21 protein-coding genes are annotated in these 21,732 nt (G+C 66.7%); 5 read left to right on the forward strand and 16 right to left on the reverse strand.

Going from position 1 to position 21,732, the window contains the following annotated elements:
- Nucleotides 1-133 precede the first annotated feature (133 nt).
- A complete protein-coding gene (locus Q9R17_RS05585; RefSeq protein ID WP_308157446.1) occupies nt 134-691 on the reverse strand; it encodes a GNAT family N-acetyltransferase in 558 nt (185 codons plus the stop codon).
- Nucleotides 660-2,027, reverse strand: a complete 1,368-nt coding sequence (glmU, locus tag Q9R17_RS05590; RefSeq protein WP_308157447.1) for a bifunctional UDP-N-acetylglucosamine diphosphorylase/glucosamine-1-phosphate N-acetyltransferase GlmU — start codon at nt 2,025-2,027, stop codon at nt 660-662. The genes Q9R17_RS05585 and glmU overlap by 32 nt, the downstream gene beginning before the upstream one ends.
- An 81-nt stretch (nt 2,028-2,108) precedes the next feature.
- Here glmU and Q9R17_RS05595 point away from each other — a divergent pair, with 81 nt between their 5' ends.
- Nucleotides 2,109-2,492, forward strand: a complete 384-nt coding sequence (locus Q9R17_RS05595; RefSeq protein ID WP_308157448.1) for a GtrA family protein — start codon at nt 2,109-2,111, stop codon at nt 2,490-2,492.
- Nucleotides 2,493-2,593: 101 nt separating this feature from the next.
- Here Q9R17_RS05595 and Q9R17_RS05600 read toward each other — a convergent pair whose 3' ends face one another.
- The 9 genes from Q9R17_RS05600 to Q9R17_RS05640 form a co-directional block, all read right to left on the reverse strand.
- On the reverse strand, nt 2,594-3,016 hold the full coding sequence (locus tag Q9R17_RS05600) for a F0F1 ATP synthase subunit epsilon (protein ID WP_005411127.1): 423 nt from the start codon (nt 3,014-3,016) through the stop codon (nt 2,594-2,596).
- A gap of 113 nt (nt 3,017-3,129) precedes the next feature.
- Nucleotides 3,130-4,536 carry a F0F1 ATP synthase subunit beta gene (atpD, locus tag Q9R17_RS05605; protein ID WP_308157449.1) on the reverse strand — a complete coding sequence of 469 codons (1,407 nt, stop codon included), beginning with the start codon at nt 4,534-4,536 and terminating at the stop codon, nt 3,130-3,132.
- A 38-nt stretch (nt 4,537-4,574) separates the two neighbouring features.
- Nucleotides 4,575-5,438: a F0F1 ATP synthase subunit gamma gene (gene atpG, locus Q9R17_RS05610; protein ID WP_053518734.1), complete on the reverse strand. Its 864-nt coding sequence runs from the start codon at nt 5,436-5,438 to the stop codon at nt 4,575-4,577.
- Nucleotides 5,439-5,516: 78 nt separating this feature from the next.
- Nucleotides 5,517-7,064: a F0F1 ATP synthase subunit alpha gene (atpA, locus tag Q9R17_RS05615; protein WP_308157450.1), complete on the reverse strand. Its 1,548-nt coding sequence runs from the start codon at nt 7,062-7,064 to the stop codon at nt 5,517-5,519.
- 44 nt (nt 7,065-7,108) lie between these two features.
- Nucleotides 7,109-7,636, reverse strand: coding sequence for a F0F1 ATP synthase subunit delta (locus Q9R17_RS05620; RefSeq protein WP_308157451.1), 528 nt, complete (start codon nt 7,634-7,636; stop codon nt 7,109-7,111).
- 1 nt (nt 7,637) lies between these two features.
- Entirely contained in the window at nt 7,638-8,108 is a 471-nt protein-coding gene (locus Q9R17_RS05625; protein ID WP_308158289.1) for a F0F1 ATP synthase subunit B, read from the reverse strand.
- A gap of 109 nt (nt 8,109-8,217) precedes the next feature.
- A complete protein-coding gene (atpE, locus tag Q9R17_RS05630; protein ID WP_005411133.1) occupies nt 8,218-8,523 on the reverse strand; it encodes a F0F1 ATP synthase subunit C in 306 nt (101 codons plus the stop codon).
- Nucleotides 8,524-8,595: 72 nt separating this feature from the next.
- On the reverse strand, nt 8,596-9,396 hold the full coding sequence (gene atpB, locus Q9R17_RS05635; protein WP_308157452.1) for a F0F1 ATP synthase subunit A: 801 nt from the start codon (nt 9,394-9,396) through the stop codon (nt 8,596-8,598).
- Nucleotides 9,397-9,428: 32 nt separating this feature from the next.
- Nucleotides 9,429-9,794, reverse strand: a complete 366-nt coding sequence (locus tag Q9R17_RS05640) for a hypothetical protein (protein WP_308157453.1) — start codon at nt 9,792-9,794, stop codon at nt 9,429-9,431.
- A 468-nt stretch (nt 9,795-10,262) separates the two neighbouring features.
- On the opposite strand from Q9R17_RS05640, the gene Q9R17_RS05645 reads away from it, so the two are divergent.
- Nucleotides 10,263-11,081, forward strand: coding sequence for a hypothetical protein (locus tag Q9R17_RS05645; RefSeq protein WP_308157454.1), 819 nt, complete (start codon nt 10,263-10,265; stop codon nt 11,079-11,081).
- A 489-nt stretch (nt 11,082-11,570) separates the two neighbouring features.
- Here the strand turns inward: Q9R17_RS05645 and lpdA are convergent, their stop codons facing one another.
- From lpdA to Q9R17_RS05660, 3 genes are all read right to left on the reverse strand, one after another.
- The gene (gene lpdA / locus Q9R17_RS05650) at nt 11,571-13,379 is read right to left on the reverse strand and encodes a dihydrolipoyl dehydrogenase (protein ID WP_308157455.1); all 1,809 of its coding nucleotides are present in this window, start codon (nt 13,377-13,379) and stop codon (nt 11,571-11,573) included.
- A 107-nt stretch (nt 13,380-13,486) separates the two neighbouring features.
- Nucleotides 13,487-15,181 (reverse strand): dihydrolipoyllysine-residue acetyltransferase, encoded by a 1,695-nt coding sequence (aceF, locus tag Q9R17_RS05655; RefSeq protein WP_308157456.1) that lies wholly within the window; start codon nt 15,179-15,181, stop codon nt 13,487-13,489.
- 184 nt (nt 15,182-15,365) lie between these two features.
- Entirely contained in the window at nt 15,366-15,887 is a 522-nt protein-coding gene (locus tag Q9R17_RS05660; RefSeq protein ID WP_308157457.1) for a DNA-deoxyinosine glycosylase, read from the reverse strand.
- Between the two features lie 188 nt (nt 15,888-16,075).
- On the opposite strand from Q9R17_RS05660, the gene Q9R17_RS05665 reads away from it, so the two are divergent.
- The 3 genes from Q9R17_RS05665 (at nt 16,076) to glpK (ending at nt 19,899) form a co-directional block, all read left to right on the forward strand.
- The gene (locus tag Q9R17_RS05665) at nt 16,076-16,708 is read left to right on the forward strand and encodes an OmpW family outer membrane protein (RefSeq protein ID WP_308157458.1); all 633 of its coding nucleotides are present in this window, start codon (nt 16,076-16,078) and stop codon (nt 16,706-16,708) included.
- 140 nt (nt 16,709-16,848) lie between these two features.
- A complete protein-coding gene (glpD, locus tag Q9R17_RS05670) occupies nt 16,849-18,336 on the forward strand; it encodes a glycerol-3-phosphate dehydrogenase (protein ID WP_308157459.1) in 1,488 nt (495 codons plus the stop codon).
- 63 nt (nt 18,337-18,399) lie between these two features.
- Entirely contained in the window at nt 18,400-19,899 is a 1,500-nt protein-coding gene (glpK, locus tag Q9R17_RS05675; RefSeq protein ID WP_308157460.1) for a glycerol kinase GlpK, read from the forward strand.
- 39 nt (nt 19,900-19,938) lie between these two features.
- Here glpK and Q9R17_RS05680 read toward each other — a convergent pair whose 3' ends face one another.
- Both Q9R17_RS05680 and Q9R17_RS05685 read right to left on the reverse strand, forming a co-directional pair.
- Nucleotides 19,939-20,733, reverse strand: coding sequence for a MetQ/NlpA family ABC transporter substrate-binding protein (locus Q9R17_RS05680; protein ID WP_308157461.1), 795 nt, complete (start codon nt 20,731-20,733; stop codon nt 19,939-19,941).
- A gap of 24 nt (nt 20,734-20,757) precedes the next feature.
- Nucleotides 20,758-21,729: a YafY family protein gene (locus Q9R17_RS05685; protein ID WP_308157462.1), complete on the reverse strand. Its 972-nt coding sequence runs from the start codon at nt 21,727-21,729 to the stop codon at nt 20,758-20,760.
- Between the last annotated feature and the right edge of the window lie 3 nt (nt 21,730-21,732).

Genomic DNA, 21,732 nt, shown 5'->3' on the forward strand with positions numbered 1-21,732 from the left:
GCTGCGGTAGCGCATCAATCAACGGCATCCACGCATGGCGTGGATCTACCGGAAGCAGCGCTTTGTAGATCCACGCCATGCGTGGATGGCTTTGCCAACGCATCAAGCAACCGCATCCACGCACGGCGTGGATCTACAGAAGGCCACCGGGATCGCCCTGAAGGGCACGCTGCATCACCACCCGCAGGTGCATCGGGAAGCCCAGCGCGGCTTCTTCGGCCATCACCGCCTGCATTCCCGCCCTCCACCGGGCAGGTGGCACCACGATGAATCCTTCGCTGGCATAGAAGGCGGCATTCCATGGCACGTCCGACAGGGTGGTCAGCACGGCGCTGCCGTAGCCCTGCCCTGCCGCGCTGGCCAGCGCATGGCGCAGCAGCGCACGGCCAAGGCCGCGCCGGGCATGCCGGGGATCGACGTCCATCTGCAGGACATGGAACCGGCGCTCCAGCTCGCCGCCAAGCAGGTAACCGGCAAGGTCACCGCCCTCGGCCTCCACCACCCAGAGCTGCCGCCGCTGCAGGCCCGCCCGCAGCGTGTCCTGGTCCAGGCCGTGGCCGGCAAACACCGGGTAGGCTTCATGACCGCGCAACCGTTCGCCCGCGCGCTGCTCGATGCCGGGCAGCGCCGCCAGTTCGTCGGCGCGTGCCAGGCGTGGCTCAGGGCTTCCTGACCGGACGGCGCCAGCCATCGATGGTTTCCTGTCGTGCACGTGCAAGCGTCAGCTTGCCATCCGGCGCCGTGCGGGTGATGACCGAGCCGGCCGCGATGGTCGCCCCTTCGCCGATCAGTACCGGTGCCACCAGCGAACTGTTGGAACCGATGAAGGCGTTGTCACCGATGGTGGTGGTCGACTTGTTCACCCCGTCGTAGTTGCAGGTGATGGTGCCGGCGCCGATGTTCACACCGCTGCCGATCACCGCATCGCCCAGGTAGGCCAGGTGGTTGGCCTTGCTGGCCACGCCCAGGCTGACCTTCTTGGTTTCCACGAAGTTGCCCACGTGCACACCATCGGCCAGCACGGTGCCCTCGCGCAGGCGCGCGAACGGCCCGATCTGCGCAGCGCCCTCGCTGACCACGCCTTCGATGTCGCAGTGCGCACGCACCTGCGTGCCGGGGCCCAGGCGTACATCCTTGAGGCGGGTGAACGGCCCGATGGTCACGCCATCGGCCAGCTCGACGCGGCCTTCCAGGATGACGTTCACATCGATCAGCACGTCGCTGCCGACGGTGACCTGGCCGCGGACATCCAGCCGTTCCGGATCGAGCACGCGTGCGCCCTGCGCGCACAGGGCCCGGACGGCGCGGCGCTGCCAGGCGCGTTCGAGCTGGGCCAGCTGCCAGGGATCATTCGCACCTTCGGCGTCCTGGGCATCCGCGACGATGGCCATTTCCGCCGGGGTGTATTCGCGCGCGGCGAAGGCGAAGACATCGGTCAGGTAATACTCGCCCTGCGCGTTGGCGTTGGACAGCTGCGACAGCCAGCGCCGCAGCGCGGTCGATTCAGCGGTGATGATGCCGGTATTGATGGTGCGGATGCGCCGCTGTTCCTCGTCGGCATCCTTCTGTTCGACGATGGCCGCCACCCGGCCTTCGGCATCGCGCAGGATGCGGCCATAACCGGTGGGGTCGGCAACCTCGGCCACCAGCACCGCCAGCCGGCCCGGCTGCGCCAGCAGATCGCGCAGGGTCTGCGCGCGGATCAGCGGCACGTCGCCGTACAGCACCAGCACCTGGGCGGCATCGGGCACGTCGGGCATCGCCTGCGCCACCGCATGGCCGGTGCCCAGCTGCTGCGCCTGCTCGGCCCACAGCAGGTCGGGCTGGTTGGCGAAGTGCTGGCGCACGGCCTGCCCGCCATGGCCATGCACCACGTGGATGGCATCGGGCTGCAGTTCACGGGCCGTGGCGATCACATGCGCCAGCATCGGCTGCCCGGCAATGGGCTGCAGCACCTTGGGCAGCACCGATTTCATGCGCTTGCCGGCACCAGCGGCCAGGATGATCACGTGCAGGGGTTGGCTCATGGGGCGACAGTCCGTGGTTCGTTGCCTGCGATTCTAGAACGCGGGCCGTTAACATGGAGGCCCGTGTTCCCTTCCCCCCGCATGAGCCTCCTCCGCCAGGGCAGCGCCTACATCGTCATCGGGCTGGTGCAGCTGCTGCTGGACTGGCTGGTGTTCGTCGCCACCACCGCGGTGGGCCTGCCGGTAGTGCCAGCCAACATTGCCGGACGCCTGGCCGGCATGCTGCTGGGCTTCTGGCTCAATGGCCGCTATACGTTCGCCACCGGCGCGGGACAGCGGCTGGGCTGGCGCCGTTTCGCCCGCTTCTTCACGCTGTGGCTGCTGCTGACGGCCGCCAGTACCGTGCTGGTGTCCACCGCCGATCACGCGCTGGGGCTGCGCTATGCCTGGCTGGCCAAGCCGGTGGTCGAGGGCGGGCTGGCGGTGGTGTCGTTCCTGCTGATGCGCTACGTGGTGTACCGCTGAGCACGGCGGGACAGCGCTAGCGCGGATTCCCCCGTTGCACTGGGCACACAAACAAAAACGCCGGCACGGGGCCGGCGTTTCTGCGGGAGGGCTGCAGAACCTCAGTGCTTGAGGGTCTTGCGCAGGCGCTCCAGTGCCTGCAGCTGGACGACGGCTTCGGCCAGCTTCTGCTGGGCTTCGGCCACTTCCATCGCTTCACCACGGTTGGCCAGGATGCGCTCGGCTTCTTCCTTGGCCTTGCGGACCGAGGCTTCGTCGATGTCCTGCGCGCGGATCGCGGTGTCGGCCAGCACGGTCACCACCTGCGGCTGCACTTCCAGGATGCCGCCGGAAATGGCGAAATCCAGCTGCTCGCCGTTCGGCGTGGTCACCACCACCTTGCCCGGCTTCAGGCGGGTGATCAGCGGCGCGTGCTTGGGCGCGATGCCCAGTTCGCCCAGCTCACCGGTGGCCACGACCAGGGTCGCTTCGCCACGGAAGATTTCCTGCTCGGCGCTGACGATGTCGCAACGGATCGTGCTCATGCAAATCTCTTCGCTGTTCGCGGCGGCGCAATGCCACCGTGGGGGTCCACCGGCGCGGGCGGTTGCCCGGCGCCGGCGTCAGGTCGGGCAGGATCGCTCCCGCCCGTCCCGGATCAGGCCTTCTCGGCCATCTTCTTGGCCTTCTCGACCGCTTCTTCGATGCCGCCGACCATGTAGAACGCCTGCTCCGGCAGATGGTCGTACTCGCCATCGACGATGGCCTTGAAGCCACGGATGGTGTCCTTCAGCGGCACGTACTTGCCCGGCGAACCGGTGAACACTTCGGCCACGTGGAACGGCTGGCTGAAGAAGCGCTCGATCTTGCGGGCGCGCGACACGGCCTGCTTGTCTTCTTCGGACAGTTCGTCCATGCCCAGGATGGCGATGATGTCCTTCAGTTCCTTGTACTTCTGCAGGGTCTGCTGGACGCGCTGGGCGGTGTCGTAGTGCTCGTGGCCGATGACCAGCGGGTCCATCTGGCGGCTAGTGGAGTCCAGCGGATCGACGGCCGGGTAGATACCCAGCGAGGCGATCGAACGCGACAGGGTGACGGTCGAGTCCAGGTGGGCGAAGGTGGTCGCCGGCGACGGGTCGGTCAGGTCGTCCGCGGGAACGTAGACGGCCTGGATCGAGGTGATCGAACCGTTCTTGGTCGAGGTGATGCGTTCCTGCAGGACGCCCATTTCCTCGGCCAGGGTCGGCTGGTAACCCACGGCCGACGGCATACGGCCCAGCAGCGCCGACACTTCGGTACCGGCCAGGGTGTAGCGGTAGATGTTGTCGACGAACAGCAGGACGTCCTTGCCCTTGCCGTTTTCGTCCTTCTCGTCGCGGAAGTACTCGGCCATGGTCAGGCCGGTCAGGGCGACGCGCAGACGGTTGCCCGGCGGCTCGTTCATCTGGCCGTACACCATCGCCACCTTGTCCAGGACGTTGGAGTCCTTCATTTCGTGGTAGAAGTCGTTGCCCTCACGGGTACGCTCACCCACGCCGGCGAACACGGACAGACCGCTGTGCGCCTTGGCGATGTTGTTGATCAGTTCCATCATGTTGACGGTCTTGCCGACGCCGGCGCCGCCGAACAGGCCGACCTTGCCGCCCTTGGCGAACGGGCACATCAGGTCGATGACCTTGATGCCGGTTTCCAGCAGTTCGGTCGCCGGGGACTGGTCTTCGTACGACGGGGCCGCACGGTGGATTTCCCAGCTGTCGCTGGCGGCCACCGGGCCGGCTTCGTCGATCGGGCGACCCAGCACGTCCATGATGCGGCCCAGGGTGCCGGCGCCGACCGGCACGGAGATGCCGCGGTCGGTGTTGACGGCCACCAGGTTGCGCTTCAGGCCGTCGGTGGAACCGAGGGCGATGGTACGCACCACGCCGTCGCCCAGCTGCTGCTGGACTTCGAGGGTGATTTCGGTGTTTTCGACCTTCAGTGCGTCGTACACCTTCGGCACCGACTCACGCGGGAATTCGACGTCGACGACCGCGCCGATGATCTGAACGATCTTGCCCTGACTCATTGCTGCATCCTCTAAATGTGTGCTTTGAACGAACGCGGTCAGACTGCTGCCGCGCCGCCGACGATTTCGGAGATTTCCTGGGTGATCGCTGCCTGGCGCGCCTTGTTGTAGACGAGCTGCAGGGTACCGATCAGCTTGTTGGCGTTGTCGCTCGCCGCCTTCATCGCGACCATGCGTGCGGCATGTTCGGAGGCGACGTTTTCCAGCAGTGCCTGGTACACCAGCGACTCGATGTAACGCGTCATCACGTGCTCGAGCACGGTCGCGGCATCGGGTTCGTACAGGTAATCCCAGTCGTGGTGCGCGACCTGCTTCTCAGCCGCCGGCAGCGGCAGCAGCTGATCGAAGCTGGCCTTCTGCGTCATGGTGTTCACGAAGCGGTTGTAGACCAGGTACACGCGGTCGACCTTGCCTTCGGTGAAGGCGTCGAGCATGACCTTGATCACACCGATCAGCGATTCCAGCTTCGGCACGTCGCCGATGTGGGTCACGCTGCCGACCATGTTGACCTTCACGCGGCGGAAGAAGGTCGATGCCTTCTGGCCGATGGTCACCAGGTCCACTTCGGCACCCTTGTCCTGCCATGCCTTGGCTTCGCCCAGCATCTTGCGGAACAGGTTGTTGTTCAGGCCGCCGGCCAGGCCGCGATCGGAGGAGATCACGATGAACCCGACCCGCTTGACCTGCTCACGCTCGACCAGGAACGGATGCTGGTAATCGGTGCTGGCCTGGGCCAGGTGTCCGATCACCTGCTTCATCGCCTGCGCGTACGGACGCGAGGTCTTCATCCGATCCTGCGCCTTGCGGATCTTGGAGGCCGAGACCATTTCCAGGGCGCGCGTCACCTTGCGGGTGTTCTGCACGCTCTTGATCTTGGTTTTGATTTCGCGTCCGCTTGCCATCTCTTGTTTCCCGTGGCGCGGGGCATCGCCCCGCGTTGTTCAACGGTAGAGCGGGGCCAGGCCCCGCTCCACATGCCGTTACCAGCTGCCGGTGGTCTTGAACTCGGCGATGCCCTTCTTGAAGGCACCTTCGATGTCGTTGTCCCAACCGCCGGTGGCGTTGACCTTGCTGACCAGCTCGCCCTGGGTGTTGGCGAAGTGGGCGTGCAGGCCTTCTTCGAACGCCAGCAGCTTGCTGACCGGCACGTCGTCGAGGTAACCCTCGTTGACGGCGTAGATCGACAGCGCCTGGTTGGCGATGGACATCGGCGCGTACTGCTTCTGCTTCATCAACTCGGTGACGCGCTGGCCACGCTCCAGCTGCTTGCGGGTCGCTTCGTCCAGGTCCGAGGCGAACTGCGCGAACGCCGCCAGCTCACGGTACTGGGCCAGCGAGATACGGATGCCGCCGGACAGCTTCTTGATGATCTTGGTCTGGGCCGAGCCGCCGACGCGCGACACCGAGATACCGGCGTTCACGGCCGGGCGGATGCCGGCGTTGAACAGGTCGGTTTCCAGGAAGATCTGGCCGTCGGTGATCGAGATCACGTTGGTCGGAACGAAGGCGGACACGTCGCCGGCCTGGGTTTCGATGATCGGCAGCGCGGTCAGCGAACCGGTCTTGCCGGTGACCTTGCCTTCGGTGAACTTCTCCACGTATTCCTCGGACACGCGGGCAGCGCGTTCCAGCAGGCGGGAGTGCAGGTAGAACACGTCACCCGGGTAGGCTTCACGGCCCGGCGGGCGCTTCAGCAGCAGCGAGATCTGGCGGTAGGCGACGGCCTGCTTGGACAGATCGTCGTACACGATCAGCGCGTCTTCGCCGCGGTCCATGAAGTACTCACCCATGGTGCAGCCCGAGTAGGCGCTGATGTACTGCATGGCAGCCGATTCGGACGCGGTCGCGGCCACCACGATGGTGTGGGCCAGCGCGCCGTTCTCTTCCAGCTTGCGCACGATGTTGGCGATGGTCGAAGCCTTCTGGCCGATCGCCACGTACACGCACTTGATGCCGGTGCCCTTCTGGTTGATCACCGCATCGATCGCCATCGCGGTCTTGCCGGTCTGGCGGTCACCGATGATCAGCTCGCGCTGGCCACGGCCAATCGGGATCATCGAGTCGACCGACTTGTAACCGGTCTGCACCGGCTGGTCGACCGACTTGCGCCAGATCACGCCCGGGGCAACGCGCTCCACCGGAGCGGTCAGGTCGGTGCCCAGCGGGCCCTTGCCGTCGATCGGCTCGCCCAGCGCGTTCACCACGCGGCCCAGCAGTTCCGGACCGACCGGCACTTCCAGGATGCGGCCGGTGGTCTTGGCGACATCGCCTTCGCGCAGGTGCTCGTAGTCACCCAGGACCACGGCGCCGACCGAGTCGCGCTCCAGGTTCAGGGCCAGGGCGAAGGTGTTGTTCGGCAGTTCGATCATTTCGCCCTGCATCACGTCGGCCAGACCGAAGATGCGCACGATGCCGTCGGACACGCTGGTCACGGTGCCTTCGTTGCGCGATTCCGCGGCCAGCTTGACCTTCTCGATGCGGTTCTTGATCAGTTCGCTGATTTCGGAGGGGTTGAGCGTGGTTGCCATCGTCAAGTCCTAGTGCCGGCGGTCAGGCCGGACGTTAAAAGAATTCAGTTAGCGAGCGCGGTCTGCAGGCGGGCCAGCTTGCCCTTCAGCGAACCATCGATGACCACGTCGCCGGCATCGATCACGGCGCCGCCGATCAGCGAGGCATCGACCGCGGTGGTCACATCGACCTCGCGGTTGAAGCGCTTGCGCAGGGCCGCCTTGATCGCGTCCAGCTCACCGGCCGACAGCTCGCTGGCCGAGGTGACCGTGGCCTTCACCACATGCTCGGCTTCGGCGCGCAGGGCGTCGTACATGCCGACGATTTCCGGCAGCAGCGGCAGGCGGTGGGATTCGGCCAGCAGGCCGAGGAAGCGTGCGTAGGTGTCGCCGTGCGTTTCCGGCGCCAGCAGCGCGACGGCATCGTCACGGCCCAGCTCCGGGTTGGCGAGCAGGGCCGCCACGCGCGGGTCGGCGGCGACGTGGGCGGAGAACGCCAGGGCGTCCGACCACGGCGCGAACGCACCTTCGTCACGCGCGGTCGCAAACGCGGCGCGGGCGTACGGGCGGGCAAGCGTGAGGGCCTGGCTCATCTCAGATCTCCGAGGCCAGCTCGTCGAGCAGCGCCTTGTGGGCGTTGGCGTCGATTTCGCGCTTGAGCAGCTTTTCGGCACCGGTCACGGCCAGCGCGGACACCTGCTTGCGCAGGTCTTCACGGGCACGGTTGGCGGCGGCGTCGATTTCAGCCTGGGCCAGTTCCTTCTGACGGGTGGCTTCGGCAATCGCTTCGCTGCGGGCAGCGTCCACGATCTGGTTGGCACGCGCGTGGGCCTGGTCGATGATCTCGTTGGCCTTGGTGCGGGCTTCCTTCAGCGCTTCGTTGACCTTTTCCTGCGCCTGGGCCAGATCTTTCTGGCTGCGGTCGGCAGCGGCGAGGCCTTCAGCGATCTTCTGCTGGCGCTCTTCGATCGCGTTCATCAGCGGCGGCCAGATCTTGGTCGCGATGATCCAGATCAGACCAGCGAAGGCCAGCGCCTGCGCAAGAAGGGTGAAATTGATATTCATGGTTAGCTCGATCGCTGGTTTCGGGGTGGACGCGCCGCCGAAGCGGCGCATCCGGCCTTCATCCGAAACCGGGTGCGCCAATGGCACCCGGTCGTCTCAAACCGCTGTATCAGCCGGCCAGAGCCTTGGTGACGGCGCCAGCGAAGGCAGCCGACAGCGGGTTGGCGAAGGCCAGCAGCAGGCCCACGGCGACCGAGATGATGAACGCGGCGTCGATCAGGCCGGCGGTGATGAACATGCGGACCTGCAGGACCGGGATCAGTTCCGGCTGGCGAGCGGCCGACTCCAGGAACTTACCAGCCATGATGGCCAGACCCAGACCAGCGCCCAGCGCGGCCAGGCCGATCATGATGCCGACGGCGAGGGCGGTGGAGCTCTGAATCTGCGCGAAGTTGGTCAGGACGGCGAAGTACATGGTTATCTCCAGGAACTTAAGTTGCTAAGGGTGATGAAACGGATGAAGGTTGAAACGCGTTGAAGCTAGAACTCAGTGAGCGTCTTCCGACAGGCTCAGGTACACGATCGACAGCATCATGAAGATGAAGGCCTGCAGCGGGATCACCAGCAGGTGGAACAGCATCCAGCCAAGGCCGAACACGCCACCGGCAATGGCGCCGAAGAAACCGGCACCACCCAGCACCCAGATCAGCAGGAACACGATTTCGCCGCCGAACATGTTGCCGAACAGTCGCATCGCCAGGGAGATCGGCTTGCTCAGCCACTCGACGATGTTGAGGATCAGGTTGAACGGCATCATCCACTTGCCGAACGGCGCCGTCAGGAACTCCTTGATGAAGCCGCCGACGCCCTTGGACTTCAGCGCGAAGAAGAACATCAGGAAGAACACGCTGATCGCCATGCCCAGGGTGGCATTGACGTCGGCGGTCGGCACCGGCTTCCAGTAGTGGATGCCAGCCCATTCCAGCGGCTTGGCGATGAAATCGGCCGGGATCATCTTGATGAGGTTCATCAGGAGGATCCAGAAGAAGATGGTGATCGCGATCGGCGTGACCAGCTTGCTCTTGCCGTGGTAGGTGTCCTTGGCCTGGCGGTCGACGAACTCCAGGCAGATTTCCACGAAGGCCTGCCACTTGCCCGGCACGCCGGCCGTGGCCTTGCGGGTCCCCAGCCAGAAGGCCACCACGATCACCAGGCCCATCAGGACCGCAGTGACGAACGTATCGACGTGGATATGCCAGAACGCACCTTCACCATTGCCCACCGGAGCGGTCAGGTTGTGCAGGTGATGCTGGATATAGGTGGTAGGGGTTAGAGCCTCGCCCGCCATGTGTCCGGAACCTTAGTTAATTGAATTCTGTGTCAACGCCTGGCCATGGCCAGGACCTGGAACATCAAACCGACGGCGATACCGGCCAGCAGCGCCAATGCAGGCAGCTTGAAGACCACGAACCCCACCAGCAGGACGCCGAAAACCACCGCCCACTTCGCGACGATGGCGATGATCAGGCGTGCCATCGCCGACCCTGCCGCCACCGCGCCCCCACTCAGCGCCATCCGCGCCGCCACCCAGCCACCGGCCGAGACCGCTACGCCGGAGGCCAGCGCGCCCAGCGCGTACTTCGGCCCCATCAGCAGGAAGGCCAGGGCCAGGACAGCCACTGCGGCCAGCGGATAGACCGCAGCGCGCAGCATCAGTCGCCGACCCGCATCAACGGAGTTCAGCACAGGATGTCCCGCATGGTTCTTGTGGAAGGCGGAGGCCGCTACAGCTTGGGTGCCTCATCGAGCCGCCAAATTATAGCAATGGGACAATTTGCGAGACAACCGCCCCCTGTTCATCCGCGCAGGCCGCAAGTTGCGGTATCGCCTCGTTTTTTAGGGACCACAAGGGGGACAATCGCGTCCGCGCCGTGTTGCAGCGCATCACGTTGAACTTTCGTCGCAGGCCCGAGTCACAGGAACAGGCCTGCCTGCTGCACCCTCGTCGACGCTTCGCCCCGCAGGCCCGAAGGATGGCCCCGCCTGACCGCGGGGCCATCTTTCCCCGCGGCGACGGCGGCCCCGCCGCGCGCTGACGCAGGCACGACAGCGCTGAACGCTCGACATGCCCTGCACCATACGTTCACGAATGGTGGACGCGACGGCTTGGCACAGTGGTTCTCACTTTTACGAACCACTGCAAGGACTCTGCCGATGCGCTCCATGCCCACCCTGCTCGCCCTGTCGCTGCTCGCCGCCGGTGCGGGCGTCGCTTCCAGTGCCCATGCCGCCGAAGGGGATGACCGTTTCGCCCTGCGCCTGGGCGCGATGAACATCGATTCGGACAACACGCTGCGTGGCAGGACCACGGTGGCCGGGCAGGACATCGCCCTGGACCAGGATTTCAAGCTGGGCGGCAAGGAGTGGGAGCCGCGCATCGACGGCATGTTCCGCATCAGCAACCGCCAGCGCCTGCTGTTCAACTACTTCAAGTACGACAAGGACCGCCGTGAGAGCCTGGACGAGGGGATTTCCTTCGGCGGCGAGACCGTGCCGGCCGGCAGCTTCGTCAAGGGCGAGCTGAAGTACCAGGTGGCCAGCCTGGTGTACGACTATTCGGTGATCGATACCGATGGCTTCGACCTGGGCCTGCAGATCGGTGGTGAGTACGCCAAGGTCAGCACCAAGGGCTATGCGGACCTGGGTACGGTGTATGAGGGCCAGTTCCTCAACGAGAAGGCCGACGGCATCGCGCCGGTGGTCGGTGCCCGGTTGAGCTTCACGCCGTCGGAAAAGTGGCTGATCACCCTGCAGGGCCAGTACCTCAACACCCGCTGGGGCAGCTTCGATGACTACAAGGGCGACCTGAGCCGCGCCAACGCCATCGTCGATTACCGCCTCACGAAGAACTTCGGCGTGTTCGCCGGCTATGACTGGTTCAAGCTGGACGTGGACAAGAAGGGCAGCGACGGCACCATCGGCCTGAAGCAGGAGTTCAAGGGCCCGGTGGCCGGTATCAGCTTCGTGTTCTGATCCCCCGCCCCTTCCACGGCACACCCTCTCCTGACGCGGCCTCCGGAACATCGGGGCCGCGTTTTCTGTTTGCACGGTCAAGCAGAAGCGGGTTGGTCGAGCGCTGGGGGAGAGGGGCTTGCGTGCGAATGTCCCCCGGCGCCGGCCTACGGCCGTCACCTCCTCCTTGACTTCGCACGCAAGCCCCTCTTCCCCCGCGTGTCAGGCATCCACGCGGCCTTTGTAGTGGCAGTGGCAGTGGCAGCGGCAGTGGCTCTACTTTCCGCAAGCCGAGCCGCTGCGCGGGTGGCGGGCGTTTCGACGAAGTAAAGGAGGAGGCGACCGCCACAGGCGGGCGACGGGGGACATTTGTCGAAATGCCCGCCACCCGCTCAGCGGCCCCACCGCTCGCAATGACCGCAGCCGAAGTCAGACACGCCGCCCACAAAAAACCCGGCTTGCGCCGGGTTTTCTGCTCTGCCAGGCAATCCCGCCAGGCATGGCCTGGCGCTACCGCTTCTTCGGCATGTACAGATCGGTGATCGTGCCGTCGTAGATTTCCGAGGCCATCGCCACCGATTCGCTCAGCGTCGGGTGGGCGTGGATGGTGTGGCCGATGTCTTCGGCTTCGGCCCCCATCTCGATCGCCAGGCCGATCTCGGCCAGCAGGTCACCGGCATGCACACCGACGATCGCACCACCGATGATGCGGTGGGTCTCTTCGTCGAAGATCAGCTTGGTGAAGCCCTCGGTACGGCCGATGCCGATCGCACGGCCGCTGGCGGCCCACGGGAACTTGGCCACGCCGACCTTCAGGCCCTTGGCCTTGGCTTCGGTCTCGGTGACGCCGACCCAGGCGATTTCCGGGTTGGTGTAGGCCACCGACGGAATCACGCGGGCCACCCACTCCTTCTTGTGACCGGCCGCCACTTCGGCGGCCAGCTTGCCCTCGTGCGTGGCCTTGTGGGCCAGCATCGGGTTGCCGACGATGTCACCGATGGCGAAGATGTGCGGCACGTTGGTGCGCATCTGGCGGTCCACCGGGATGAAGCCGCGGTCGGTGACCTGCACGCCCGCCTTCTCGGCGTCGATCTTCTTGCCGTTCGGCGAGCGGCCCACGGCCACCAGCACGCGGTCGAAGGTGCCCTGCGCCAGGGCGGGCGACTGGCCTTCCTCGGCGGCCTCGAAGGTCACGGTGATGCCCTTGGCATCGGCGGTCACGCCCGAGGCCTTGGTCTTCAGGTGGACGTCGATGCCCTGCTTCTTCAGGCGGTCGGCCAGCGGCTTGACCAGGTCCTTGTCGGCACCCGGCATCAGCTGGTCCATGAACTCGACCACGGTGACCTTGCTGCCCAGCGCGCCATACACGGTGGCCATTTCCAGGCCGATGATGCCGCCGCCGACGACCAGCAGCGAAGCCGGCACGTCGGCCAGCTCCAGCGCATCGGTGGAATCCATCACGCGCTTGTCGTCCCACGGGAAGTTCGGCAGCTTCACCGCCTGCGAACCGGCGGCGATGATGCACTTCTGGAAGCGCAGCAGCTGGGTGCTGCCGTCAGCGGCGGTGATTTCCAGCTCGTTGGCCGACAGGAACTTGCCGACGCCCTGCACGCTGCGGACTTTGCGCTGCTTGGCCATGCCGGCCAGGCCCTTGGTCAGCTGGTTGACGACCTTTTCCTTGTACTGGCGCAGCTTGTCCAGGGTGATGGTCGGCTTGCCGAACTCGACGCCGAAATCACCGGCATGGGCCACTTCGTCGATCACGGCCGCGGCATGCAGCAGCGCCTTGGACGGAATGCAGCCCACGTTGAGGCAGACGCCGCCGAGGCTGGCGTAGCGCTCGACCAGCACCGTGTCCAGGCCGACGTCGGCGGCACGGAAGGCGGCGGTGTAGCCGCCCGGGCCCGAGCCCAGCACGACCATTTCGCATTCGATGTCGGCCGGCTTGCCGCTGGACAGCGCCGGCTTCGGTGCGACCGGCTCGGCCGGGGCGCGGTGCGACGGGGTCACCGGCGGCTTGCTGGCCGGGGCAGCCACTGCCGGGACCGGCGCGGCGGCCTTGGCCGGGGCTTCAGCGGCGCCTTCGGCATCCAGCAGCACGACCACGGCGCCTTCGGACAGCGTATCGCCGAGCTTGACCTTGATTTCCTTGACCACGCCGGCGGCCGAGGACGGCACTTCCAGGGTGGCCTTGTCCGATTCCAGGGTCACCAGGCCCTGGTCCTTCTTCACCGTGTCGCCGACGGCGACCAATACTTCGATCACCGGCACATCGCTGTAATCACCGATGTCGGGAACCTTGACTTCAATCGTGGCCATGGTGGTTTTCCTCGTGCCCGGCCGGCACGGCCGGCGGGCTGTCACTGCATCTGTTCACGCGGCCGCGCCAGCAGGCAGCGGCCGCACGGTGGGGGCGAAGCGGTGCCTTACAGCAGCACGCGGCGCATGTCGGCCAGTACCTGCGACAGGTACGTGGTGAAGCGTGCGGCCAGGGCGCCATCGATGACGCGGTGGTCGTAGCTCAGCGACAGCGGCAGCATCAGCTTCGGCGCGAATTCCTTGCCGTTCCAGACCGGCTGGATGGCGGACTTGGAGACGCCGAGGATGGCCACTTCCGGTGCGTTGACGATCGGGGTGAACGCGGTGCCACCGATGCCGCCCAGCGAGCTGATCGAGAAGCAGCCGCCGCTCATGTCGGCCGGGCCCAGCTTGCCGTCACGCGCCTTCTTGGCCAGTTCGGTGGTTTCCTGCGCGATCTGCACCACGCCCTTCTTGTCCACGTCGCGGATGACCGGCACGACCAGGCCGTTCGGCGTGTCGGCGGCGAAGCCGATGTGGAAGTACTTCTTCAGGGTCAGGTTTTCACCGCTGGCATCGAGCGAGGCGTTGAACTCCGGGAACTTCTTCAGTGCCGCGGCGCTGGCCTTGATCAGGAAGGCGAGCATGGTCAGCTTGATGCCGGCCTTCTCGTTTTCCTTGTTCAGCGCCACGCGCAGGCCTTCCAGGTCGGTGATGTCGGCCTGCTCGAACTGGGTGACGTGCGGGATCATCGCCCAGTTGCGGGCGAGGTTGGCACCGGAAATCTTCTTGATGCGCGACAGCGGCTGGACTTCGGTCTCGCCGAACTTGCTGAAGTCGACCTTCGGCCACGGCAGCAGGTTCAGGCCACCACCGGCGGCAACAGTGCCACCGCCAGCCGCCGGCACGCCACCGCTGAGCGCGGCCTTGACGAACTTCTGCACGTCGCCCTTGGTGATGCGGCCGCCCTTTTCGGTGCCGCTGATCTGTAGCAGGTCCACGCCCAGTTCGCGGGCGAACACGCGCACGGCCGGGGTGGCGTACGGCACCTTGGCCGGCAGCACGCCATCGGCGTTGAACTGCACCGGCGGGCTGGACGGGGCGCCGGCAGACGGTGCCGCCGCAGCCGGCGCCGGGGCGCTGACCGGGGCCGGGGCCGGTGCGGCAGCCGGGGCAGCAGCCACTGCGGCCGGGGCCGGGGCAGCAGCCGGGGCAGCAGCGCCCTCGGCCTCGATGATGGCCACCACGGCACCCTGGGACAGGGTGTCGCCGACCTTGACCTTCAGTTCCTTGACCACGCCAGCGACCGAGGACGGTACTTCCATCGTGGCCTTGTCGCTTTCCAGCGTGACCAGGCCCTGGTCCTTCTTGACCGTATCGCCGACGGCAACCAGCACTTCGATGACCGGGATGTCGGTGTAATCACCGATGTCCGGCACCCGCGCTTCAACGGCACCGCCGCTGGCAGCCGGGGCGGCCGGCGCTGCAGCGGCCGGGGCCGGGGCGCTCTGGGTGGCGGCGGCCGGGGCAGCGGCCTTGGCCGGAGCCGGGGCGGCAGCGGCGGGCTTGGCCGCCTCGCCTTCAGCCACTTCGATCAGGGCCACGACCTTGCCCTCGGAGAGGTTGTCGCCGACCTTGACCTTGATTTCCTTGACCACACCGGCGACCGAGGACGGCACTTCCATCGTGGCCTTGTCGCTTTCCAGCGTGACCAGGCCCTGGTCCTTCTTCACGGTATCGCCCACGGCGACCAGCACCTCGATTACCGGGATATCGCTGTAGTCACCGATATCGGGGACAAGGGCTTCCTTGATTTCGGCCATGGGGAGAACTCCGGCAATCTGGTGTAGGGGAAACGTCTATTGTGCGGCCAGCGCGGTCCAGCGCCAACCGTTACAGCTGTTTTCAGTCCGCACTGACCCGGGACACGCTGTTGCTGCAACGGGCCTGCCCCTGCTGGCACAATGCCCGGCGGCAACCAGTCGGTAGCGTATTGTCCTGTCGATGTCAGCGCTGTGTCGCCAGTGCGGCAGCCACCGGCGCCCACGCAGTGCGCAGGCGCGGCAGCGACCAGCCGGCATTGGCCGGGCTGGTGGAGGGCAGCGCCAGCACGGTGGGCGGGTTTGCCAACTGTGGCGCGATGAAGCGCTGCCAGGCCTGGAAGGCCGCCCCGCCATTGCAGCCGACCAGCTGCAGCCGGGGCAGCCCGGCCAGCAGCGGCGGCAGGGCGTTGGGCACTTCGCTGCCCCGCACGATGTGCGCATCCAGGCTGCCGCGGCGCTGGCACTGGCCGATGACATCCCACAGGCCGCCCCCGCTGTCCTGCAGCGCGCGCAGCCGCTGCGCGTACGGCAGCCCGGGATCGAATCCGCACAACGCCCCCATCAGTGGCCAGAAGCGATTGCGCGGATGCGCGTAGTACTGCGCGGCCTGCAGCGATGCGATGCCCGGCATCGAGCCCAGCAGCAGCACCGTACATTGATCATTCACCTGCGCGGGAAAGCCTTGGCAGTGCTCGATCGTGCTCACGCCGCCACCATCTGCGTGAATATCCAGTGCGATGAAAAACACCTTGGAATCAGCATTTTCGCGCCGCCCGCTGAACGGACGGAACTATTTTTTAACGCGCGTCGGATTCGATTCATGTTGTGCGCTCTACGGTGTGCTCGCCCCGCAACCGGGGGCCAGAAAAGCAATAACACTGAGGAGATTCCCCCATGCGCTCCATTCGTATCCTGAGCCTCGCCCTGCTGACCTCCGCCGCTTTCGCACCGGCTGCCTTCGCGCAGGATTCCACTGCCGACACGGCATCGGGCAAGCATTTTGCCGTGGTCGGTGGCGTCACCCTGCTGCAGCCGAAGAGTAATCCGATCGACGGCGTGCACAAGGTCGATGGTGGCCCGGCCCCGACCGTCAGCTTCAGCTACTACGTCAACGACAACTGGGCCGTTGAACTGTGGGGCGCGGCCGACAAGTTCGACCACAAGGTGAACGGCCCCAATGGCGCGCGCCTGGGCAATGTCGAGCAGCAGCCGGTCGCACTGAGCGGCCAGTACCACTTCGGCCAGGCCGACAACGTGTTCCGTCCGTTCGTGGGCGTGGGCTACTTCCAGTCCAGCTTCAGCGGTGAATCGCTGGCCAACGGCGGCAGCACCGACTACCGCCTGAAGGATGCCAAGGGCGTGATCGGCACCGTCGGTGTGGACATGAACATCAACTCGACCTGGTTCGCCCGTGCCGACGCGCGCTACATGCGCGCCCGCCCGGACCTGAAGCTGGCCGGCGAGACCGTGGGCGAAGCCAAGCTGGACCCGTGGACTGTCGGCGTGGGCATCGGCGCCCGCTTCTAAGCGCCGTTGCTGCACCGCTGTACCGCGACGGGCCCTTCGGGGCCCGTCGTCGTTTCCGTCACCCCAGGCCTGTAGAGTCGACAGTCAGTGGACGGGCTGCAACCGCAGTCGCCTGACCGTCGACGCTACGGAGAGAGTGCATGCACGACGTCGACCTGCTGGTCATCGGCGGGGGCATCAATGGCGCCGGCATCGCCCGCGATGCCGCCGGCCGCGGCCTGCGCGTGCTGCTGTGCGAGCAGGACGACCTGGCCGCGCATACCTCCAGTGCCAGCAGCAAGCTGGTGCATGGCGGCCTGCGCTACCTGGAACAGCGTGAATTCGCGCTGGTGCGCAAGGCGCTGGGCGAACGCAACATACTGCAGCGGCAGGCACCGTTCCTGGTGCAGCCGGTGCGCTTCGTGCTGCCCTGGCAGCCCCACCTGCGGCCGCGCTGGCTGCTGCGCCTGGGCCTGTGGCTGTATGACCACCTGGGCCAGCGCGGGCCGGCCTTCCCCGCCTCACGGCGGCTGGACCTGGCCGATGACCCCTTGGGGGCCTGGCTGTGCCCCCGGCTGCGCAGCGCCTTCAGCTATGCCGATGCCACGGTCGATGACGCACGGCTGGTGGTGCTCAACGTGCTGGATGCCGCGCAGCGGGGCGCCCGGATCCTGCCACGCACCCGCTGTACCGGCCTGCAGGCGGACCCGGACGGCTGGCGGGCCGATCTGCTGGCCGCGGATGGCACGGCGCTGCAGGTGCGCGCCCGCGCGGTGGCCAATGCCGCTGGCCCATGGGCGGGCGGGCTGCTGGAACGGATGCACGGCGGTGGCCACGGCCCGGCGCTGCGCCTGGTGCAGGGCAGCCACATCGTGGTGCGCCGTGCCTGGCCGTCGGGCCAGGCCTGCCTGCTGCAGCAGGCCGATGGCCGCGTCGTGTTCCTGCTGCCGTTCGCGCAGGACCACCTGCTGATCGGCACCACCGACACCGACTACCGGGGCGATCCCGCCCGCTGCAGCGTGCTGCCCGGGGAAATCGACTACCTGTGCGCTGCGGCCAACGCCTACCTGCGCGAACGCCTGCGGCCCCGCGATGTGGTCTGGCAGTTTGCCGGTGTGCGCCCGCTGCTGGCCGACCCCGATCCCCGCGCGTCGCGGCTGAGCCGCGACTACCGGCTGCAGCTGCAGGCGGCCCCGGCACCGGCCCTGCATGTGCTGGGCGGCAAGCTGACCACCTACCGCGTGCTGGCCGAGGAAGCGCTGGACCTGCTGGCACCGCACCTGCCCGGATGCGGTCCGGCGTGGACCGCCAACGGTGATCCCCTGCCCGGCAGCGACTGGGGCGACGCCGGGCAGGCGCAGGCCCGGCTGCAGCACCAGGCCCCGTGGCTGCCGCAGGGATTGGCACAGCGCTGGGCCAACGCCTATGGCAGCCGCAGCCTGGCCTTGCTGGCCGACCTGCAGGACGTCGGTGGATTGGGAGAACACTTCGGCGCGGGCCTGCATGCCCGCGAGGTCCGGTTCCTGTGCGAACAGGAATGGGCACACAGCGCCGAGGACATCCTGTGGCGGCGGACCAAGCTGGGGCTGCGGCTGGATGCCGCGCAGGTCGCACGCCTGCAGGCCTGGATGGCCGAGGCGCTGCCGTGACGCAGGGCGGTGCCCCGCACAATCGATGCATTACGATTTCGCCATCGCCACCGGAGACGTCCCATGGCTCCCCGCTACATCCTGGCCATCGACCAGGGCACCACCAGTTCGCGCGCGATCCTGTTCAACCAGGCCGGCAACGTGGTCGGCAGTGCACAGCGTGAATTCACCCAGCACTTCCCGCAGCCGGGCTGGGTGGAACATGACCCGCGCGAGATCATCACCAGCGTCTACGCCACTATTACCGAGCTGCTCAGCGGCCTGCAGGTGGAACCGGCGCAGATCGCCGCACTGGGCATCACCAACCAGCGCGAAACCACGGTGGTCTGGGACCGCGCGACCGGCCAGCCGATCCACAATGCGATTGTCTGGCAGTCACGGCAGAGCCATGCAATCTGCGAACGGCTGAAGGCGGCGGGCCACGAAGCGCTGGTGCGCGAGCGCACCGGCCTGCTGATCGACGCCTATTTCTCCGCCACCAAGATCCGCTGGATCCTCGACCATGTCGACGGCGCCCAGCAACGTGCCGAGCGCGGCGAACTGCTGTTCGGCACCATCGACAGCTGGCTGGTGTGGAACCTCAGCGGTGGCCAGGCGCACGTGACCGACTACAGCAACGCCGCACGCACGCTGCTGTTCAACATCCACACGCTGGACTGGGATGACGACCTGCTGGCGCTGCTGGACATCCCGCGCGCGATGCTGCCGCAGGTGCGCGATTCCAGCGAGGTCTACGCGCACACCCGGCCGCAGTACTTCCTGGACCACCGCCTGCCCATTGCCGGTATCGCCGGTGACCAGCAGGCGGCGCTGTTCGGCCAGGCCTGCTTCCGGCCCGGCATGGTCAAGAACACCTACGGCACCGGCTGCTTCATGCTGATGCACACCGGCGACAAGGCCGTGCGCTCGGCCAACGGCCTGCTGACCACCCTGGCCTGGGGCATCGATGGCAAGGTGGAGTACGCGCTGGAAGGGTCGATCTTCGTTGCCGGGTCGGTGGTGCAGTGGCTGCGCGATGGCCTGCAGATGGTCGGCCGCGCCAGCGACAGCCAGGCCCTGGCCCAGCAGGTGCCCGACAGTGCCGGCGCCTACCTGGTGCCGGCCTTCGTCGGGCTGGGCGCGCCCTACTGGCGCAGCGATGTGCGCGGGGCGATGTTCGGCCTGACCCGAGGCACCAGCAAAGCGCATTTCGTGCGTGCCGCGCTGGAGGCCATGGCTTACCAGACCCGCGACGTGCTTGATGCGATGCAGTCCGATGCCGGCATCGCGCTGAGTGAACTGCGCGCCGATGGCGGTGCGATCGGCAACGACTTCCTGGCCGGCTTCCAGGCCGACATCCTCGGCGTACCGCTGCTGCGCCCGCGCCTGACCGAAACCACCGCGCTGGGCGCGGCCTACCTGGCCGGGCTGGCTGTGGGCTTCTGGGACAGCCGCGAGCAGATCGCCGCGCAGTGGGGGCTGGACCGCCGGTTCGAGCCGACGATGGCCGCCGAACGCCGCGAGAAGCTGTACGCCGGGTGGCAGCAGGCAGTCGCCGCCACCCTGGCCTTCCACGTCGATTGAGGACGACAGCGCCGGGCCAGGCCCGGCGTCATCCGCGGGTCAGAACGCCGGCAGCACCGCGCCCTTGTACTTGCTTTCGATGAAGGCCTTCACCTGCGGGCTGGTCAACGCCTTGGCCAGCTTCTGCACGCGGGCATCGTCCTTGTTGTCCGGGCGCGCGACCAGGAAGTTCACGTACGGCGAATCCTTGCTCTCGATCGCCAGCGCATCCTGGGTCGGGTTCAGGCCGGCATCCAGGGCGTAATTGGTGTTGATCAGCGCCAGGTCCACCTGGTCCAGCACGCGCGGCAGCATGGCCGAATCCAGCTCGCGGAACTTCAGGTTCTTCGGGTTGGCGATGATGTCACGCTGGGTGGACAGCGCATTGGACGGGTCCTTGAGCTGGATCACCCCGGCCTTGTGCAGCAGGATCAGCGCGCGGCTGTTGTTGCTGGGGTCGTTCGGAATGACCACGTCGGCGCCGTCGCGCAGCTCGGCCAGCGACTTCACCTTGCGCGAATAGGCGCCGAACGGCTCGATGTGCACGCCGATGACCTTGACCAGTTCGGTCTTGCGGTCGCGGTTGTACGCATCCAGGTACGGCTCGGTCTGGAAGTAATTGGCATCCACCTGCTTCTGCACCAGCTGGTCGTTGGGCTGCACGTAGTCATTGAACACGCGCACGTCCAGGTCCACGCCTTCCTGCTTGAGCAGCGGCTTGACCACCTCCAGGATCTCCGCGTGCGGCACGGCGGTGGCGGCCACGACCAGCTTCTGCGAGGGCTCGCCGGACTTGCCGCAGGCCGCCAGCGCGAGCGAGGCGGCGAGCAGGGGCAGCAACAGGATCTTCTTCATGGGGGCAACCGGTCTCGGGGGAGTTCAGGATCTATCGTAATTGCTCAGGGCCAGTTCGAGCAGGGTCTTGGCCTGCTCGCGCAGCATCATCGGCTCGATGATTTCCGCATCCGAGCCGTAGTGCAGCACGTCCATCAGCAGTTCGCGCGAGACGCTGTAGGGCACCTTCAGTTCGTAGCGGCCATCGGCCAGGAAGCGGCCCTGCTGCTTGGAATGCCAGTGCTCGTCGGCCACCCAGCGCGCCGCCTTGGCGCTGAACACGATGGTTGCCCACCCCTTGGGCGTACCGGAAAAGATGCCGTAGCTGGCGCCGAGCTGCTCGTCCAGCTCGCTGTCGGCCACATCACGCGCGGCCTGGTCCACCACCCGCGCCTTGTTGATGCGGTCCACGGCGAAACTGCGCAGGGCCTGCCGGTCATGGTCCCAGGCATCCAGGTACCAGTTGTCGCGGTAGTGGGTCAGGCGCTGCGGCGATACGGTGCGTCGGGTCGGCTCATCGGTGGAGCGGGCGCGGTACTCGAATGCCAGCTGCTTGCGTTCCAGCACGGCCGACGCCACCGAGCGGAAACTGCCTTCGTCGAACTTGCGGCCGCGGTGCGGGATCACCCGGACCCGGTCCACCGGCCAGTTGGAGACGCCTGCCTGCGCGGCCAGCAGCCCTTCGATGCGCTGCTGCAGCGGTGCCAGCACCGAAGACAGCACGCCGCCCCCGGTGCGCGCCAGCAGGTGCTGCGACGCCAGCAGCGCATGCAGTTCCTCCGAACTGAGCCACAGGCCGGGCAGCTCGAAGCGGTCGCTTTCATCGGCCTGGTAGCGGAAGCCGGCTTCGCCGTCGCCTTCGATCGGCGCCATCAGGGCATCGCGCAGGAACGCCAGGTCGCGGTACACCGTCGCGCGGGAGCAACCCAGCTTGTCCTGCAGCGTGGCCACCGTCACCGGATAGCGGGCGGACTTGAGCAGGCGATGCAGGGCAGTGATGCGTTCGTATCGGTCCATGCC

Origin of the sequence: Stenotrophomonas sp. 24(2023) (assembly GCF_030913365.1) — a bacterium.
In the GTDB taxonomy this organism is placed as follows: Bacteria; Pseudomonadota; Gammaproteobacteria; order Xanthomonadales; family Xanthomonadaceae; genus Stenotrophomonas.